Origin of the sequence: Streptacidiphilus pinicola (assembly GCF_003258295.1) — a bacterium.
GTDB classification, from domain to species: domain Bacteria; phylum Actinomycetota; class Actinomycetes; order Streptomycetales; family Streptomycetaceae; genus Streptacidiphilus; species Streptacidiphilus pinicola.
The window spans coordinates 1-17861 of the sequence record NZ_QKYN01000160.1; the positions used below are offsets into that span (position 1 = coordinate 1).

Sequence of the window (17861 nt, forward strand, 5' to 3'; positions counted from 1 at the left end):
GGGCCGCGGACGGCTCCGGAGTGCTGCTCATCTCCTCCGACCCTGAGGAGCTGATCGAGGGCTCGGACCGGGTGGTCGTGCTCAAGGAGGGCTCGGTCGTCGGCGAACTGACGGGGGAGCAGGTGACCGAGGACGGCCTGCTCGCGGCCCTCTCCCACCACCCGGACCCGCCGCGGGCCACGGCCGACGCCCCCGAGCCCACCCCCTCCGACGACCAGGAAGGCACCGCCCCATGACCGCCCTCGGGCTCGCGGACGTCGTCCGCGACCGCGACCGCAGCCGCCTCCTCCAGCAGTACGGCGTCTACGCCGCCCTCGCCGTGCTGTTCGTGGTCTCCGTCGCGCTCGACACCGGCTTCCTGTCGGCCGGGAACCTGCGCATCCAGCTCTTCCAGGTCGCCCCGACGCTGCTGGTGGCACTCGGCATGGCGCTGGTCATCGGCACCGAGGGCATCGACCTCTCCGTCGGCGCCGTGATCGCCCTGTCCGCCGCCGTCATCCCGCTCTATGTCGGCTGGGGGCTGCCGGTGGCGCTGCTGGTCGCGCTCGCCCTCGGGGCGGTCAGCGGGCTGGCGGCCGGCGCGATGATCGCGTTCACCAAGGTGCAGCCCATCGTCGCCACCCTCGCCCTGATGATCGGGGTCCGCGGTCTCGCGGAGCTGGTCAACGGCGACTCCGCCAAGCCCGTCACCGACGCCGGGCTGCTCTCCCTCGGCGCCGACGGCTTCGCCGGCGTCCCGCTGATGGCCTGGATCGCGGCCGCCTGCGTGGCGCTGACGGGCGTGCTGGTGCACCGCACCACCTTCGGACGCCAACTCGTGGCCGTCGGCGACAACCGGCGCGCGAGCCGCCTCGCCGGGCTGCCGGTGCGGCGGGTGCTGATCACCGTCTACCTGCTCTCCGGCGTGCTGGCCGCCCTCGCGGGCGCGCTGATCGTCGGTCACGGCGCCGAGGCGGACCCGGCCAACCAGGGCCTGAACATGGAGCTCGACGCCATCACCGCCGTCGTCGTCGGCGGCACCCCGCTGACCGGCGGCCGGGTGCGGGTGCTGGGCACCGTCGCCGGGGCGCTGTTCATGCAGCTGATCAGCGCCGTGCTGACCCAGCACAACGTGCACACCTCCGTCACCCAGATCGTCGAGGCCGCCATCATCTGCCTCGCCGTGTACGCCTCCCAGGAGCGTGGTACCCGATGAGTCCCACCGTCCTGACCTCCGCCGTACCGGACCAGGAACCGGAACCCCGTCGGCCCGCCCGCGGGCCCGCCGCCACCGCACGTGAGCGGCGCGAGCGGATCGCCGCGCAGGTGCAGCGCCGCGGCGCGCTGGTCGTGCTGGTGCTCGTCGCCGCCGTCGCCTCGGTGGTCTCGGCCACCTTCCCGACCTGGTCCAACATCAGTGCCATCCTCGGCAACAACGCCTTCGTGTGGCTGCTCGCGCTCGGCATGACCTTCGTGATCATCACCGGCGGCATCGACCTGTCCGTCGGCTCCGTGTACGCGCTGGGCGGTGTGCTCGCCGCGTACGGCGCCCAGACGCACGGCACCTGGCTGGCCGTCGCGCTGCCGCTCGCCGTCGGCGCGGCGTGGGGAACCGTCCAGGGCCTGCTCGTCGCCCGTGCCGGCATGGCCCCGTTCATCGTCACGCTCGCCGGACTCCTGGGCGCCCGGGGCCTGCTGCAACTGGTCACCAACGAGGGCGCCACCACCTACCTGGTGCCACCCGGCTCCGCCTTCCGCAGCCTCGGCGCCGGCACCTGGACGCCGGTCCTGCTGGTGGCCGCCCTCTTCGGACTCGGCACGGTGCTGCTGACGCGCACCAGGTTCGGCGCCGACCTGACGGCCATCGGCGGCAACGAGCACGCGGCCCGGCTGATGGGCCTGCCCGTCGCCCGCACCAAGCTGCTCGTCTACGTGCTCTCCGCGACCCTCGCCGCCGCGGCCGGGGCACTCGGCAGCTCCCGGCTCGGCTCGGGGGTGACCACCATCGGCGTCGGCTACGAACTGACCGCCATCGCCTCCGTCGTCATCGGCGGCACGCTGCTGACCGGCGGGCGCGGCTCGGTCGGCGGGACCGTCAGCGGGGTGCTGCTGCTGGCTGTGATCCACAACCTGATCGACCAGTACGCCTCGCAGTACGGCTCCGCCTTCACCGACACCGTCAACGGCGCCTTCCTGGCGCTGGTCGTGCTCGCCCAGGCGCTGCTGAACCGGAGCCGCCAGGAGGAGTGAACCCGCAGGGGGTGCCGCGGCCGCCACCGGCCAACCGACCAGGTCGTCTCCGAGTCGAGGGAACCAAGCCGTGGGCGTGAGCCTCAAGGACGTCGCGTTGCGCGCCGGAGTGTCGGCCAAGACCGTCTCCAACGTCGTCAACAACTACCCCCACATCAGACCCGGAACCAGGGAACGCGTGCAGCGCGCCATCGACGAGCTGGGCTACCGCCCCAACGCCACCGCGCGCCACCTGCGCACCGGCCGCAGCGGGATCATCGCCCTGGCCGTGCCCGAACTGGGCAACCCCTACTTCGCGGACCTGGCCGCGGCCGTCATCGACGCCGCGGCCCACCACGGCCACACCGTGCTGCTCGACCACACCGCCGGGCTGCGGGCCAACGAGACACTCGTCTCGCGGGGCTTCCGCTCCCACCTGATCGACGGTCTGATCCTCAGCCCGATCCAACTGGAGAACGAGGACCTGTTGCGCCGCCCCGACGGCCCGCCGCTGGTGCTCCTCGGCGAGCGCGAGTACGACGCCCCCTACGACCACATCGCCATCGACAACGTGGCCGCCGCCCGCCTGGCGGTGCGTCACCTCATCGACCTGGGGCGGCGTCGGATCGCCTTCGTCGGCGCCCGCAGGGAGAGCCTGCGGCAGCCCGCCCACCTGCGGCTGCGCGGCTGGCGCGAGGAGATCCTGCGCGCCGGCGGCACCCCGAGCGACGACCTCGTCGTCGCCACCGACGGCTACGACCGGGCCGACGGCGCCGCCGCGATGACCCGGCTGCTGGCCCTTTCCGAACCGCCCGACGCCGTCTTCGCCTACAACGACCTCGTCGCGCTGGGCGCCCTGCGGGTCCTGGCCGAACGCGGGCTGCGCGTCCCCCAGGACGTGGCCGTGGTCGGCTTCGACGACATCGAGGACGGCCGCTACGCCGGCGTCTCGCTGACCACGGTCGCACCCGACAAGGCGGCCATCGCCCGGCTGGCCGTCGACTGCCTGATCACCCGCATCGAGGCCGCCCCCGCACGGGCCCCCTTCGTGCCGCGCCGCATCCTGCCCGGGCACACCCTCGTCGTCCGCGAGTCCACCACCGGCCGCGCGACCGCCCACGACTGAAGGACCCCCATGCCGCAGCCCCGCCTGACCCGAGCCCCGTTCGGCACCCTGCCCGACGGCGCCCCCGTCGCCCGCTGGACGCTCGACTCCGGGAGCGGGGTCCGCGCCGAGGTGCTGGAGTACGGGGGAGTCCTGCACCGCCTGGAGGTCCCCGACCGCTCGGGGCGCGCCGAGACCGTGGTGCTCGGCCTCGCCGACCTCGCCGCGTACCGGGCGGACACCGCCTACCTGGGCGCCCTCGTCGGCCGTTACGCCAACCGCCTCGCCCACGGCCGCTTCACGCTCGACGGCCGCACCCACCAGGTGCCGGTCAACGACCGGGGCCACGCCCTGCACGGCGGCCCGGACGGCTTCCACCGGCGCCTGTGGCGGGCCGTCCCGCTGCCCGGCCCCACGGCCGGGTTACGGCTCAGTCTGCGCAGTCGCGACGGCGACATGGGCTTCCCCGGCACCCTCGACGTCACCGCCGACTACACCCTCGACCGCCACGGCACCCTGCGCCTGGAGCTGACCGCCCGCACCGACCGGGCCACCCCGGTCAACCTCACCTACCACGCCTACTTCCACCTCGGCCTCGACGGCGGCGGCCGCGGCGACGTCCTGGCCCACCGCCTCGCCGTGGACGCCGACGCCTACCTCCCCGTGGACGCCGAGGCGATCCCGCTCGGCGTGCCCGCGCCGACGGCGGGCACGCCCTTCGACTTCCGCACGCCGCACGAGCTCGGCGAGCGCATCGACGAGGTCCATCCGCAGCTCGTGGCAGCCGGGGGCTATGACCACTGCTTCGTCCTGCCGCCAGCGCGGGTTGGCGTCCTGCGCCGCGCCGCCCGCCTGCACGAGCCGGGCAGCGGACGCCGGATGGAGGTCTGGACGACCGAGCCCGGCCTGCAGGTCTACACCGGCAACGCCCTGGACGGCTCGCTGCGCGGACCGGACGGCAAACGGCACGAACGGCACGCCGCCCTGTGCCTGGAGACCCAGCAGTTCCCCGACGCCCCCAACCGGCCCGACTTCCCCGACCCGGTACTGCGCCCTGGCGCCGTCCGCCGCAGCACCACCGAGTTCCGCTTCCCCCACCTGTCCGGCACCGCGCCCGAGGACGGCCGGGGGCAAGCATGACCGGCCGCCCCCTGGCCCGTCCGGCGGCTGACGGTGGCTCAGCGCCTGCCGGTGCTGCTCTCACGCACCACGACCCGGAACCCCGGGGTGATCAGCCGGCTCGGGCCGTCGTAGCGCCGCTCGATCCGCTCCATCAGGCAGCGCACCGCCAGCTCCGCGATGTGCCGCTTGTCGGGCGCCACGGTGGTGAGCGAGGGGATCGCGTACTCCGCCTCCTCCACGTCGTCGAAGCCGACGATCGCGATGTCCTCCGGCACCCGCAGCCCCGCCTCGTGCGCGGCCCGCAGGGCGCCGAGCGCCAGCAGGTCGTTGAAGCAGAAGACCGCGTCGGGGCGCTCCGGCAGCTTCAGCAGCCGCCGCATCGCCGAGGCGCCGTCGGGACGGAAATACGCGCGCACCGGCGGCAGCAGCGCCTGATCGACCGTCAGGCCCGCCTCCTCCAGCGCCGACCGGAACCCCGCGAGGCGCTGCTCCGCCGTGGCCCGCGGGGAGGGGTCCTGCCAGCCGATCGCGGCGATACGGCGGTAGCCCTCGTCGATCAGGTGCCGGGTCACCGCGCGGGCGCCCGCCACGTTGTCGATGTGCACCCGGTCCGCGACCGGCCCGAGGTCGGCCTCGCCGAGCAGGACCAGCGGGATCTCGCGCGACCGCGAAAGCAGCGTCGCCTGGTCCAGGCCGAGCGGGCTCAGGATCACCCCGTCGATCATCGGATCGCCCAGACCGGAGGCGATACGCAGCTCCGCCGCCGGATCGCCACCCGTGTCGTCCATCAGCACGGTGATGCCGACCCGCCGGGCCGCCGCGATCACCTCGACGGCGAGCTCGGCGAAGTACGGCGAGGGCAGCTCGGGAAAGGCCAGCGCGATCACGCCGCTGCGGCCGGTCCGCAGCCGACGGGCCGTCACGTTCGGCTGGTAGCCCAGAATGTCGATGGCGCGCTGGACCCGCTCCCGCGTCGCCTCGGTCACCGGCGTCGTCCCGTTGACCACGTTGGACACGGTCTTGACGGACACCTGGGCCAACTCGGCCACGTCCTTCAGACGTGGGGCCGCCGGGCCCTCGGTCGGCACGGACATGCCTGCACCCCCACCTTCCGCCGACCGTGCGCGAGGGAGCGAGGCCGGCACCTGCGCCGCGACTACAACGTGAGAATACAAGGTCATCCGTGATCTGCCGTCAGTCGTGCGGCAGACCGACGCCGCTGAGGGGAGCACGCGCGCCACCGGCGCGCCCGCATCTCCGCACGCCCCACGCACCCGGTCCAGCAAGGTCCCCCGACACGACACTGCGAGGGCCTGTCTTACGGATCAGGCCGGGCCCGCGGCGTCAGGGCACGCTCCCCCAGCCTTCGGCCGGGAGGTGCCCCCACCTCCGCCTTGCGATGCACGCACCCTGACGCCGCGTGCTGATCCGACCTGATCCGTAAGACAGGCCCTTGCTCCACTCCACCCCAGGAGCCACCATGTCCAGCAAGCTCACACCCCCCGGTTCCGCCGGACCGTTGCGGCACCTCGTGCGCGCCGTCCGCTCGGCCGTCGGCGCGCTCGCCCTCGTCGTCGCCGCGCTCGTCGGCCTGCCCGCCGTCGGTCACGCGGCCGGCTCGCTGCCCTGCGACCTCTACGCCGCCGGCGGCACCCCCTGCGTCGCCGCGCACAGCACCGTCCGCGCCCTGTTCTCCTCCTACGACGGGCCGCTCTACCGGGTGACCCGGACCTCCGACGGCGCCACCGCCGACATCGGCCTGCTCGCGACCGGCGGCTATGCCAACGCCGGTCAGCAGGACACCTTCTGCGCCGGCAGCAGCTGCCGGATCACCGAGATCTACGACCAGACCGGACGCGGCAACAACCTGACGCCCGGCCCGTCCGGCACCTCCGGCATGGGCGCGGACCGGGGCGCCGACGCGAGCGAGATCGCCGTCACCGCGGGCGGCCACAAGGTCTACGGCGTGTGGATCTCGCCCGGCGTCGGCTACCGCTACACCGGCGCGGCGTCCGGCGTCGCGGTCAACGGCCAGGCCGAGGGCGCCTACATGGTCGCCAGCGGCACCCACGTCAACTCTGCCTGCTGCTTCGACTACGGCAACGCCGAGAGCACCCCGGCCGACACCGGCAACGGCCACATGGATGCCGTCAGCCTCGCCACCACCTGCTACTTCCCGCCGTGCACCGGTTCCGGCCCGTGGGTCGAGGCGGACATGGAGAACGGCATGTTCCAGGGCGACAACGGCTCCAACACCGCCAACGCCGGCAACAGCAGCACCTACGTCACCGCGATGCTGAAGGACAACGGCCAGACCACCTACGCCCTCAAGGGCGGCAACTCCCAGTCGGGCGGCCTGTCCACGTGGTGGGACGGTTCCCTGCCCACCCGCGGCGGCTACATGCCGATGCACCAGGAGGGCGGCATCATCCTGGGCACCGGCGGCGACAACAGCAACTGGAACCGTGGCACCTTCTTCGAGGGCGTCATGGTCTCCGGCTTCCCGACCGACGCCACCGAGAACGCCGTCCAGGCGAACATCGTCTCCGTCGGCTACGCAGGGGAGACCGACGTGCCCAACGGCCCGCAGGGCACCGTCGCCGGCCCCGGCGGCCAGTGCGTCGACGTGGCGGGCGACGACACCGGCGCTGACGGCACGGCGGTCCAGTTGTGGAACTGCCAGTCCTACGCCGAGGACCAGCACTGGACCCACAACGCCGACGGCTCCCTCAGCACGATCAGCCGTTGCCTGGACATCAACGGCGACGGCACGGCGGCGGGCACCCCGGTGGAGTTGTGGGACTGCAACGGTGTGGGCGGCCAGAAGTGGGTGCAGCAGTCGGACGGTTCGCTGTTGAACCCGCAGTCGGGCCTCTGTCTCGACGACCCGAGCGGTAACACGGTCAACGGGACCCGGCTGCAGATCTGGACCTGCAACGGCTCCGGCGCACAGAAGTTCACCGTGAACGGCGGCGCCCCCGTGATCGGCCCCGGAGGCCAGTGCGTCGACGTCCTCGGCGACGACACCGGCGCCGACGGCACCGCCGTCGACCTGTGGGGCTGCCAGTCCTACGCGGTCGACCAGCACTGGTTCCACAACGCCGACAACTCGCTGGAGACGCTGGGCCGTTGCCTGGACATCAACGGCGACGGCACGGCGGCGGGCACGCCGGTGGAGTTGTGGGACTGCAACGGGGTGGGTGGCCAGAAGTGGGTGCAGCAGTCGGACGGTTCGCTGTTGAACCCGCAGTCGGGCCTGTGCCTGGACGACCCGAGCGGTAACACCGCCAACGGGACCCGGCTCCAGATCTGGACCTGCAACGGCTCCGGCGCCCAGAAGTTCGCCCTGCAGTGACCCGAGCGGGGGCGTGACGGTGCCGCCGTCACGCCCCCGCGCCTGCCAGGAGATTCAGCCGGGCGCTCCGAGGAAGCGGTGCAGCGAGGTGGTCATCGCGGTGACGAAGGCCTCGCGGGTGGGGTCCGGGAGGAGGTCGAGGGAGAGGTAGGGATTGAGGTCCTCGAGTTCGACCAGCAGCAGGTCGCCCTCCTGGGTGCGGCAGGCGTCGACGCGCTGGATGCCGTGGCCGAGGCCGTTCCAGTCGACGAAGCGGCGGGCGAAGTCGAGGTCGGCGGCGGTCGGCTCGTAGGGCTCCAAGGCCCAGCGCCGATCGGGGTCGGGGGCGTGGAGGGCGTACTGGCAGGTGTCGTCGACGAAGTAGAAGGACACCTCGTAGCGGAAGTCGACGCGCGGCTGGACCAGGATGTCGCCGTAGGTGAGCTCGCCGAGGTGCTCGAGCGGGAGGATGCGCAGCCCTATGGAGTCGGCGCCGACCTTCGGCTTGACCACGTACTCGGCCGCCTCGGGCAGGCGGCCCAGCTCCTGGGGCCGGTCGACGGTCGGGATGACCGGGTAGCCGGCGGCGGTGAGGTCCAGCAGGTACTGCTTGCCCGCCATGTCGCCACGGCCGGTCAGCGGGTTGTAGACCCGCGTCCCGCGTGCGGCGGCCTCTCGGCGGAACGCCTCGTACTCCGCCTGGTAGTGCAGCACCGGGCCGCTGTTGCGGACCACCACCGCGTCGAAGGCGTCCATGAGCGCGGCGGCGTCCAGCGGATGGCACAGCGCGAGGTCGAAGTGCGCGCGCAGGCGCGAGGTCAGGAAGATGTCCTCGTCGCAGTAGCGCCGGCCCCGGGCCTGGTAGGCGAGGTCCGTCACGAACAGGACGCGGGGGCGGGCCGGCATGGAGGCACCTCTCGGTCGAGTGGCGGCCAACCTAGCAGCCGGACCGAGTGCGACGGCGTCGTCGACGTCGCACCCGGTCCGGCCGACCGCCGGAAGGGCTCACGCCCCCTGGTGACCAGCCCCGACGGTGTCCCGGCGGGCGGGGACGAGGGCGGCCTCCACCGCGGGCGCGTCGCGCCACGGCTGTGCCGTCGCTCCGCCCGTGGCCGCCACGGCGGCGGATCTGGTCCCGGGCTCCGGGAGGGTGAGGCGTCGGCGCTGGGCGCGGGCGTCGAGGCTGAGGCGGCCGGGGCCGTGCTGGATCAGCAGGATGAGTCCGCCGGCGATGGCCAGGTCGCGGGTGAACAGTTCGATGTCGGCCTGGTCGGAGTGCAGGTGGAACAGGAAGGTGGCCGGCACGATGAACAGCAGCAGGGCGATCGAGCCCCACCGGGTGCGCCAGCCCACGAGCAGCGACAGCGCGCCGCCGAGCAGCACGGCGGTGGACGCGACGTAGAGCACGTGGGCGAGGGGGAGCCCGCGGTGGGTGATCATGTGAAGAGGCTCGTGCGGGTCGGTGGCCTGGGTGAGGCCTGCGCCGACGAAGATCAGGGACGTGAGGACGCGGGCGGTGAGGGTACCCGCGTCGCTGAGGTTGGGCATACGGCACTCCAGTCGGACTGTAGCGGGGCTTGAGGGGGCAGTCGCCATGGTGTGGTACTGGGCTGGGTGCCGGGCTTGACGAAAACCTGAATCGCCAGGGCGGAGGATCAGGAGGATCAGCGGATGCCCCTCCCACAGTGCGCGCAGCGCTCCGCGGGGGTCGGGCTCACGGGCTGACATCCGGTCGGCGCCGGCGCAACCGGAGGCGTACGGAGGGCGTCTGAGGCGTTGTCAGTATGTGCAGAAATTGTGCCGGGGGGCATCTATGAAAACGAGTTGGAGACACTCCAGGACCGTCAGGACGGCCGCTGCGGGGGCCGCGGCCGCGATCGGCCTGTCCGTGGGCCTGTTCGGCGCCGCCGACGCGGCGACCGCGGCGACCGCCTCGCACGCGAAGACGACGCCGGCGGCCGCCACGGCGCGGGCCGCCGCTCCGCGCTACGTGGTGACCGACTGCGGCCACGCGCAGGTCGAGCCGGGGACCATCGTGCTGGCCTGCGCGGACTACGGTCTCGGCCTCAAGGGCCTGCACTGGACGAGCTGGACGCCGCAGCTCGCCAGCGCCTCCGGGACCGCGTGGTGGAAGGACTGCATCCCCAACTGCGCGAGCGGACACATCCTCAACGGTCCGGTCGTGGTCGAGCTGTACGGCAGCGCGGCGGTCAAGGGGCACCCGGGCGAGTACCGCTACACCCGCGTCACCATCACCTACCTGGGCGCCCGCCCGGCGGTGTACGTGAAGAACTGCAGCGGCAAGATCGTGCCCACCTACCCGGTCACCTGGAACCAGTCGGTGAACTGAGGCGGGGTCAGTTCAAACCGAGGCGTCCTCGGGCGGTGCGGCGGCACCGACCCACCGCCCCGAAGACGTCTGGGCCCTCGTGTTCCCGTAGCGCCTCGAAGAGCTCGCGGGCGTCGACCGGTGGCAGTTCCTCGTCCATCCGCGCAGGGTAACGGTGCCGTCGGGCCGGGATCGAAGCGCGCGCCCCCGTGGACCGGCCGGCTCGTTCCGTCAGCCCGTCGATTCTTCGGCCGCGGTCCCGGCTGCGGCCCAGGCCTCGGTCTCCGCCGCCGTGTGGACCGTCACCCACTCCACCAGCGGGAGCAGCAGCGCGACCACTTCCCGACCGCGCTCGGTGAGGCTGTAGTCCACTCGGGGCGGGACCACCGGATGGACCTCCCGCAGCACCAGGCCGTCCGACTCCAGCGTGCGCAGGGTGCTGGCCAGCATCTTCTCGGTGATGCCCTTCACCCAGCGGCGGACCTCGCCCCAGCGCATCGTGCCGTTCGAGAGCGCGACCAGGACCAGCACGCCCCAGCGGCTGGTGACGTGGTCCAGCAGCAGCCGGCTCGGGCAGTTCGGCTCGAAGACATTCGCCGAGAGATTCCCTCGGGCAAGCCCCTTGGCCTCGATACTTTCCTCCACGTCAGTACCATACTTCAAAGTGCGTACCACCGCATGGGAACGGTACGGGCGCGGGGCGCTGTTGACCGAGGCAACCGATCGACCCGTCGACAAGGAGCCCACTCCCATGACACTCGTCGTCACCGCCGCCACCGGACAGCTCGGCCGCCTGGTCGTCGAGAACCTCCTCGACCGCGGCGTGCCCGCCGCCGACATCGTTGCCACCGGGCGCGACCTCGGCCGACTGAAGGACCTCGCCGACCGAGGCGTCCAGCTGCGCGTCGCCGACTACGACGACCCGGCGAGCCTGCGCGCGGCGTTCGACGGTGCCCGCCGCGTCCTGCTGGTCTCCGGCAGCGAGCCGGGCGTGCGCGTCCAGCAGCACCGCAACGCGATCGAGGCCGCGCGCGACGCCGGCGTCGAGCTCATCGCCTACACCAGCATCGTCAACGCCGACACCAGCACCATGCTCCTGGCCCAGGACCACCAGGCCACCGAGGCCCTGCTCCGCGACAGCGGCGTGCCGTTCACGCTGCTGCGCAACAGCTGGTACGTGGAGAACTACACCGACCACCTCGCCCCCGTCCTCCAGTACGGCACCCTGCTCGGCAGCGCGGGCGAGGGCCGCGTCAGCGCCGCCCCGCGCGCGGACTACGCCGCTGCGGCCGCGGCGGTCCTCGCCACGGACGGCCACGCCGGCCAGGCATACGAGCTGGGCGGCGACGAGGCATTCACCCTCACCGAGCTTGCCGCCGAGATCACCGAGCGGTCCGGCACCCAGGTCCGCTACACCGACGTCCCGGAGGCCGACCACGCCCGGGCGCTGACCGCCAACGGCCTCCCGCAGGTCGTCGCCGAGATCCTCGCCGACGCCGACCAGGGCCTCGGCCGCGGTGAACTCCACACCGCCGGCGGCGACCTGGCCCGCCTCATCGGCCGCCCCACCACACCGCTGCGCGACGCGATCGGCGCCGCCGTGCACGCGGTCCGCACCAACGCCTGACGCCCCCGACCCGACCGGGCGCTGCCCCGCCACCCCGGCGGGCAGCGCCCGGTCCCTCAACGCCGTCACGCCGGCCCAGGCGGCGGCCGACCGTGGCGTCAGCGGGTGGGCAGGACGATCACCGATTCCCAGAGGGTGAGCAGCACGTTGCCCAGCGCGTAGGGGGCCGTGGCAGGCCGGTCGCGCCCGGTGAACCACCTGATCAGCTCAGACCCGACCGGTCATCCCTGCTCGAAGCAGAGACAGAAGGGATGTCCGGCGGGGTCGAACAGCACCCGGACGTTCTCCTGGGGCTGGTGGTCCGCGACAGTGGCCCCCAAGGCCGCCGCCTCGGCAACGGCCGAGTCCAGGTCCCCGACCTGGCAGTCGAAGTGCATCATCGGGCGCTGCTGCCCGTCGACCGGAGGCCAGACCGGCGCACGGTAGCCGTCCGCCTGCTGGAACACCAGGAACGGCCCCTGCGGGGAGGAGGCGACGACGGCTGTTCCCGGCTCCTCGTGAACGACGGGCCACCCGAGGAGCTCCGCGTAGAACGTCGCCAGACCGCTGGGGTCCGGCGCCTCGACCGTCGTTCCCCACCACATGCCACCCGTGCGAGATCTCATGCCCGTAGCCTGCCTGATGAGTGCTCCTCGCGCCCGGCGACTGCATGAACACCCTCTGGCGCGTGGCACCGCAGGTGTGCTTGAGTGTCCGCGACCTCCAAATGGACCGGGATGAGCATCAGTCCCGGAGCGGCCCCTGTGACCCGGGGCCGGACGGCGGGGAGCGCCCCCTTGTGGCTCGGGCGCTGGACGCCGGGCGTGTGGGATCACCCTCCACCCCCTTGTGGGTCCGCACGCCACCGTCCGCCGCTATGGCGCGTCCGGGCTCCGCGGTGGTGGAGACACACATCCACCATGAAGAGCGGAGTACCACGCGTGAGCGCGTACGTCCTGGACCAGAACCAGTACGGCAAGGCCGAGAACCGCATCGTGAAGATCACCCGACGCGGCAACAACGGCGGCTGGCACGACATCACCGACCTCAACGTCTCCGTCGCGCTGCGCGGCGAGTTCGGCGAGGTCCACTACAGCGGCGACAACAGCAACTGCCTGCCCACCGACACCACCAAGAACACCGTCTACGCCTTCGCGAAGGAGCACGGCGTCGCGTCCGCCGAGGCCTTCGGCATCCTGCTCGCCAAGCACTTCGTCACCTCGCAGCCGGTGATCCACGAGGCGCAGATCCGGGTCGAGGAGTACGCCTGGGACCGGATCCCGGTCGCCGGGCGAGAGCAGCAGCACTCCTTCGTCCGCAAGGGCCAGGAGATCCGCACCGCCCAGGTCACCTACAGCGGCGACACCGGCGCCCTCCAGGTCATCTCCGGTCTGAAGGAGCTGACCGTGCTGAACTCCACCAACTCCGAGTTCCACGGCTACATCAAGGACAGGTACACGACGCTGAAGGAAGCGCACGACCGGATCCTGGCCACGAAGGTCACCGCCCGCTGGGCCCACTCGGCCGCCGCGACGGGCCGGGAGGACTTCGACTGGAACCGCTCCTACGAGGAGTCCAAGCGGCACCTGCTCGAAGCGTTTGCCGAGACCTACAGCTACTCCCTGCAGCAGACGCTCTTCGCGATGGCCGGGCGGGTCATGGACAACCGGCCGGAGGTGAACGAGGTCCGGCTCAACCTGCCGAACAAGCATCACTTCCTGGTCGACCTCGACCCGTTCGGGCTGAAGAACGACAACGAGGTCTACTACGCGGCGGACCGGATGTACGGCCTGATCGAGGGCACGATCCACCGTGAGGGCGTCAAGCCCGTCATCGCCACCAGCGACTGGATCACCGCCTGACCTGTGTGTCCGGGGGCCGGTCGCCTGACGCGGCCGGCTCCTTGTCGACGGGTGAGGGATGCCCCGGGTCGGCGCCGAGGCCCGCGAGCAGGCGCAGCCCGTCCTCGGCGGGGCTGCCGGGGGCCGCGGAGAGCACCAGCAGCTCGATTCCCGGCTCGTTCGGCAGCGCGAAGTTCTCCTGGTGCAGCTCCAGCAGTCCGACCAGGGGGTGCCGGTAGGCCTTGCGTCCGTGGGTGCGGGCGCGCACGTCCGCGCGGGCCCAGAGGCGGCGGAAGCGCTCGCTTCCCATCGCCAACTCGCCGATGAGCGAGGCCAGTCGCGGGTCCTCCGGGTACCGGCCGGCGGCCAGGCGCAGGTGCCCCACCACGTCGCGGGTGCAGCTCTCCCAGTCCGCGTAGAGGCCGCGCTCGGCCTCCTCGAGGAAGATGTGCCGGGCGGTGTTCAGGCCCGGCATCGGGCCGCCGAGGAGGAGCCCGGCGAGCCGGTTCCCCGCCAGTACGTCCAGGCGGTGGTTCATGAGCATCGCCGGTGCGTCGGTGACCAGTTCGAGGACACGCAGCAGCTCCGGGCGGACCCGTCCGCCCGGAGCCTTCCCGCGCCGACGCCGCTGGCGGGCGAGGCGGTAGAGGTGCCCGCGCTCGGTCTCGTCGAGGTCGAGCACACGGGCGAGCGCGTCGAGGACCTGCTCGGAGGGCTGGGTTGCGCGGCCCTGCTCCAGGCGTACGTAGTAGTCGACGCTGACGCCCGACAGGTGCGCGACCTCTTCGCGGCGCAGCCCTTCGACCCGGCGGCGGCTGTCCGTGGGGATGCCGACGACCGCCGGATCGACCCGGGCGCGCCGGGTCCGCAGGAATCCCGCGAGATCGTCCATGTCGTCAGTATGGCTTCGGGTCGGTCGCGGTGGGCCCGTGAGGGTGGTCCTGTCGGTACCAGGAAGTCCCGTCCGACGGAAGCGGCGCCCCTGAACACCGGGCGGGGTGGCGTCCAGGATCGGGGGCATCGATCCGATGCGAAGGAGCCCCCGTGAAGACGCTGATCGTCCACGCCCACCCGGAGCCGCAGTCGCTCAACAGCTCACTGAAGGACCTGGCGGTCGCGACCTTGGAAGCCGCCGGGCACGACGTGCGGGTGAGCGACCTGTACGCGATGAACTGGAAGGCGGTCGTGGACGCCGCGGACTACGGCCCGGCGGCCTCCAGCCCACTGAAGGTCGTCCTGGACTCCGGCCGGGCCTTCGACGCCGGGACGCTCACCGCGGACGTCCTTGCCGAGCAGGAGAAGCTGCTGTGGGCCGACACCGTCATCTTCCAGTTCCCGCTGTGGTGGTACACGATGCCCGCCATCCTCAAGGGCTGGGTGGACCGGGTGTTCACGTACCGCTTCGCCTACGGCGTCGGCGAGCACAGCGACACCAAGTACGGCGAGCGCTTCGGCGAAGGCACCCTCGCCGGCAGGCGTGCCCTGCTGTCGCTGACCGTCGGCGGCCCGGAGTCGCACTACACCGCACGCGGGATCAACGGACCCATCGACGACCTGCTGTTCCCGTTCCAGCACGGCATCCTCCACTACCCGGGCCTGGAGGTGCTGCCGCCGTTCGTCCTGTACGGCACCGACCGGATGACGGGCGAGGACTACCCGGACGTCGCCAAGGCCTGGCGGCAGAGGCTGCTCACGCTGGAGTCGACCGAGCCGATCGCGTTCCGGCGGCAGAACTTCGGCGACTACGACATCCCCTCGCTGCAGCTGAGGGACGGCCTGGAACCCGCCGGCCGCACGGGCTTCGGGCTGCACGTGCGCGGCTGACGCCGGCCGTCGCCCACGCGTCCAGATCGGGCCGTGGTGACGGACGATCAGTCCGCGGACACCGCTGGGACGCGGGCGTCCCTCCGGACGGCGGACGGGAAGAAGATCCCGATCTCGCGCTCGGCGGACTCCTCGGAGTCGGAGGCGTGGATCAGGTTCTCCTGGGTGACGCTGGCGAAGTCCCCGCGCACGGTCCCCGGCCCGGCCTCCAGGGGGTTCGTCCTCCCCGCGAGCAGACGCACGCCCTCGATGACGTGCTCGCCCTCGACGATCACGGCCACCGAGGGGCCGGAGGACATGAACGCCACCAACGACCCGAAGAACGGCTTGCCGACGTGCTCGGCGTAGTGCCGCTCCAAGGTGGCGACGTCCAGTGTGCGCAGGTCCATGGCCGCGATGTGCCAGTTCGCCTTGCGCTCGATCCGCGAGATGATCTCGCCTATCAGGCCACGACCCACGGCGTCGGGCTTGAGCAGGATCAGCGTGCGCTGGAGCGGTGATGACATCAAGTCAACTCCTGGTGGCTCAAGAGGTCATGGATGGATGACGCCGTAGGTCTGTGTACCAATCTGTCAGGGATGCCGGATCTTCGCTCGGCAAATCCGATGTTCCGTCCGCCCGGCGCTGCTCGTGCCCTTATCAGCGGCTTGCGACACCTCCGTGTCCGGTGACACCGCCATTCGACGCGGCTGACAGGCGGCGCACGTCAAGCCGGGACCGGAGGCCGGAACCCGTTGCGGTGCCACAGAGAAGGTCATGGGCCGAACGAGGGTCGGACCGGGGAACCCGGCGCGCCGGAGGCGCGTCCTCGGGTACGGATCAGGGCGCAGTCGGCCGCACGACGCGCCGACCCGCTGAGAGGAGCAGACGCATGACGGTCGATCGACGGAGCCTTCTGACCGCGCTGGGCGTGGGCGGGGCGGCGGTGCTGGCGGGCACTCAGCGGGCGGCGGCACAGGATCGCGCGGGACTGAACGGCGCCGGCTCTGCGGTGTCGGTCGACGCGTGGCCGGCGCGCGCTCACATCGGGGCGCACCTCCCGCCCGACTGGCGGGCGCTGCGCAAGCGGCTGGGCAGCCGGCTGGTGCTGCCGGGCGACCCTGGCTACTCCGGCTACCGCCTGGGCTTCAACCAACTGAACGACGGTCAGCGGCCCGCCGCCGTGGCCCGGTGTACCTCCGCGGCCGACGTCCAGGCCTGCCTCGACGTCGCCCGCGGCCACGGCATCCCGATCGCCGCCCGCAGCGGCGGTCATAGCTACCTCGGCTACAGCGTCCCGAACGGCGGCCTGGTCATCGACCTGCGCTTGATGTCCCAGGTCCACGTTCGCCCCGACGGCACCGCCGTGGTGGGCGCCGGCGCCCGGCTGATCGAGGTCTACACGGCCCTGGCCCACGCCGGCCGGCTGCTGCCGGCCGGATCCTGCCCGACCGTCGGCGTCAGCGGACTCACCCTCGGCGGCGGGATCGGTGTGCTGGCCCGCAAGTACGGCCTGACCTGCGACCGACTGGTCTCGGCCGAAGTGGTCACCGCCGACGGACGCCTGCGCACCGCCTCGCCCGGCTCGGAGCCCGACCTGTACTGGGCGCTGCGTGGCGGTGGCGGTGGCAACTTCGGCGTGGTGACGCAGTTCTCGTTCAAGACCGAGCCGGCCCCCGGGCTGACGGTCTTCTCGCTCGGCTTCCCCAGGGGCTCGGCCGCCTCAGTCATCGGCGCCTGGCAGGAGTGGATCGCCCGCGCGCCGTTCGAGATGTGGGCGAGCTGCCAGGTCGCCGGCGGCAACCCGCCGTCAGCACGCCTGGTCGGCTGCTATGTCGGCGGCCAGGACCGCGCGAGCCGGCTGCTGGACCGGCTGGTTGCCGCCGCGGGTGTGCGGCCTACCAGGCGAAATGTGGCGCCGAAGAGCTACCTGGCGGCGATGAGCTACATGGCCGGCTGCTCCAACGACACCCTCTCGCAGTGCCACCCGGTCTCCGAGGGCGGCCGGCTCCCGCGCGAGTCCTTCGTCGCGGCCTCGCGGATGCTCGGCCCGCACCCGCTCGACGCCGGCCGGATCACGGACCTGATGACCGGGCGCCGGGGTGTCGACCTTCTCCTTGACTCCCTGGGCGGCGCGGTCTCCCAGCTCCGCCCCGACGCTACGGCGTTCCCGCACCGCTCGTCCCTCGCGAGCGCCCAGGTCTACGCGAGCGCGACTCCGTCCGGCCGACGCGCGACGACCCACACGGTCGACGAGATCCGCGACGGCCTTGCCCGACTGGGCGCGACCGGCGCGTACGTCAACTACATCGACGCGAGCCTGCCCGACTGGGGCCACGCATACTACGGCGGCAACCTCAACCGCCTGAAGGCGGTGGCGCGCCACTACGACCCCGACCGGGTCTTCGCCTTCCGCCAGAATGTGGCCTTCGCCTGAAGGAGTTTGGGTCAATTGATCGACTGCGAGACCTGACGCGTGGGCGGTGATCGCGCAGCGTCTCTAATCAGCTTAG

The 17861-nt window shown here is 72.2% G+C and carries 18 protein-coding genes and 1 pseudogene; 11 read left to right on the forward strand and 8 right to left on the reverse strand.

The window, feature by feature from the left end; all coding sequences use genetic code 11:
• The 5 genes and pseudogenes from DN069_RS32835 to DN069_RS32855 all read left to right on the forward strand — a co-directional run.
• Positions 1 to 236, forward strand: a pseudogene (locus DN069_RS32835) (hypothetical protein); the annotation flags it as partial.
• Complete coding sequence (locus DN069_RS32840) at positions 233 to 1195, forward strand: ABC transporter permease (protein ID WP_111506893.1); 963 nt, start codon at positions 233 to 235, stop codon at positions 1193 to 1195. The pseudogene DN069_RS32835 and the gene DN069_RS32840, both read left to right, overlap by 4 nt.
• Positions 1192 to 2229, forward strand: coding sequence for an ABC transporter permease (locus DN069_RS32845; protein ID WP_111506894.1), 1038 nt, complete (start codon positions 1192 to 1194; stop codon positions 2227 to 2229). The genes DN069_RS32840 and DN069_RS32845 overlap by 4 nt, the downstream gene beginning before the upstream one ends.
• 70 nt (positions 2230 to 2299) lie before the next feature.
• Positions 2300 to 3334 carry a LacI family DNA-binding transcriptional regulator gene (locus DN069_RS32850; protein WP_111506895.1) on the forward strand — a complete coding sequence of 345 codons (1035 nt, stop codon included), beginning with the start codon at positions 2300 to 2302 and terminating at the stop codon, positions 3332 to 3334.
• A gap of 9 nt (positions 3335 to 3343) precedes the next feature.
• Positions 3344 to 4453, forward strand: a complete 1110-nt coding sequence (locus DN069_RS32855; RefSeq protein WP_111506896.1) for an aldose epimerase family protein — start codon at positions 3344 to 3346, stop codon at positions 4451 to 4453.
• A gap of 38 nt (positions 4454 to 4491) precedes the next feature.
• Here DN069_RS32855 and DN069_RS32860 read toward each other — a convergent pair whose 3' ends face one another.
• Positions 4492 to 5529, reverse strand: a complete 1038-nt coding sequence (locus DN069_RS32860; protein WP_111506897.1) for a LacI family DNA-binding transcriptional regulator — start codon at positions 5527 to 5529, stop codon at positions 4492 to 4494.
• A gap of 386 nt (positions 5530 to 5915) precedes the next feature.
• On the opposite strand from DN069_RS32860, the gene DN069_RS32865 reads away from it, so the two are divergent.
• The gene (locus DN069_RS32865) at positions 5916 to 7790 is read left to right on the forward strand and encodes an arabinofuranosidase catalytic domain-containing protein (protein ID WP_111506898.1); all 1875 of its coding nucleotides are present in this window, start codon (positions 5916 to 5918) and stop codon (positions 7788 to 7790) included.
• 54 nt (positions 7791 to 7844) lie between these two features.
• Here the strand turns inward: DN069_RS32865 and DN069_RS32870 are convergent, their stop codons facing one another.
• Together DN069_RS32870 and DN069_RS32875 are read right to left on the reverse strand one after the other, a co-directional pair.
• Positions 7845 to 8675, reverse strand: a complete 831-nt coding sequence (locus tag DN069_RS32870; RefSeq protein ID WP_111506899.1) for an ATP-grasp domain-containing protein — start codon at positions 8673 to 8675, stop codon at positions 7845 to 7847.
• Positions 8676 to 8774: 99 nt separating this feature from the next.
• A complete protein-coding gene (locus DN069_RS32875) occupies positions 8775 to 9317 on the reverse strand; it encodes a DoxX family protein (protein WP_165845742.1) in 543 nt (180 codons plus the stop codon).
• Between the two features lie 265 nt (positions 9318 to 9582).
• On the opposite strand from DN069_RS32875, the gene DN069_RS32880 reads away from it, so the two are divergent.
• Positions 9583 to 10119, forward strand: coding sequence for a hypothetical protein (locus tag DN069_RS32880; protein WP_133260118.1), 537 nt, complete (start codon positions 9583 to 9585; stop codon positions 10117 to 10119).
• A gap of 7 nt (positions 10120 to 10126) precedes the next feature.
• Here the strand turns inward: DN069_RS32880 and DN069_RS42500 are convergent, their stop codons facing one another.
• Together DN069_RS42500 and DN069_RS32885 are read right to left on the reverse strand one after the other, a co-directional pair.
• On the reverse strand, positions 10127 to 10258 hold the full coding sequence (locus tag DN069_RS42500; protein WP_279387943.1) for a hypothetical protein: 132 nt from the start codon (positions 10256 to 10258) through the stop codon (positions 10127 to 10129).
• 71 nt (positions 10259 to 10329) lie between these two features.
• Entirely contained in the window at positions 10330 to 10743 is a 414-nt protein-coding gene (locus DN069_RS32885; RefSeq protein WP_424556354.1) for a winged helix-turn-helix transcriptional regulator, read from the reverse strand.
• Between the two features lie 106 nt (positions 10744 to 10849).
• Between DN069_RS32885 and DN069_RS32890 the strand changes: the two genes are divergently transcribed.
• On the forward strand, positions 10850 to 11725 hold the full coding sequence (locus tag DN069_RS32890; protein WP_111506903.1) for an SDR family oxidoreductase: 876 nt from the start codon (positions 10850 to 10852) through the stop codon (positions 11723 to 11725).
• A gap of 221 nt (positions 11726 to 11946) precedes the next feature.
• Here the strand turns inward: DN069_RS32890 and DN069_RS32895 are convergent, their stop codons facing one another.
• Positions 11947 to 12330, reverse strand: a complete 384-nt coding sequence (locus DN069_RS32895; protein WP_243640063.1) for a VOC family protein — start codon at positions 12328 to 12330, stop codon at positions 11947 to 11949.
• Positions 12331 to 12624: 294 nt separating this feature from the next.
• Between DN069_RS32895 and pucL the strand changes: the two genes are divergently transcribed.
• Positions 12625 to 13566, forward strand: coding sequence for a factor-independent urate hydroxylase (gene pucL, locus DN069_RS32900; RefSeq protein ID WP_111506905.1), 942 nt, complete (start codon positions 12625 to 12627; stop codon positions 13564 to 13566).
• Here pucL and DN069_RS32905 read toward each other — a convergent pair.
• The gene (locus DN069_RS32905) at positions 13556 to 14437 is read right to left on the reverse strand and encodes a helix-turn-helix transcriptional regulator (RefSeq protein ID WP_111506906.1); all 882 of its coding nucleotides are present in this window, start codon (positions 14435 to 14437) and stop codon (positions 13556 to 13558) included. The two genes, pucL and DN069_RS32905, sit on opposite strands and share 11 nt — an antisense overlap.
• Positions 14438 to 14589: 152 nt before the next feature.
• Between DN069_RS32905 and DN069_RS32910 the strand changes: the two genes are divergently transcribed.
• Entirely contained in the window at positions 14590 to 15369 is a 780-nt protein-coding gene (locus DN069_RS32910) for an NAD(P)H-dependent oxidoreductase (protein WP_111506907.1), read from the forward strand.
• 47 nt (positions 15370 to 15416) lie between these two features.
• Here the strand turns inward: DN069_RS32910 and ndk are convergent, their stop codons facing one another.
• A complete protein-coding gene (gene ndk, locus DN069_RS32915; protein ID WP_111506908.1) occupies positions 15417 to 15875 on the reverse strand; it encodes a nucleoside-diphosphate kinase in 459 nt (152 codons plus the stop codon).
• 365 nt (positions 15876 to 16240) lie between these two features.
• Between ndk and DN069_RS32920 the strand changes: the two genes are divergently transcribed.
• Positions 16241 to 17785 (forward strand): FAD-binding oxidoreductase, encoded by a 1545-nt coding sequence (locus DN069_RS32920; RefSeq protein ID WP_111506909.1) that lies wholly within the window; start codon positions 16241 to 16243, stop codon positions 17783 to 17785.
• Positions 17786 to 17861: the final 76 nt, after the last annotated feature.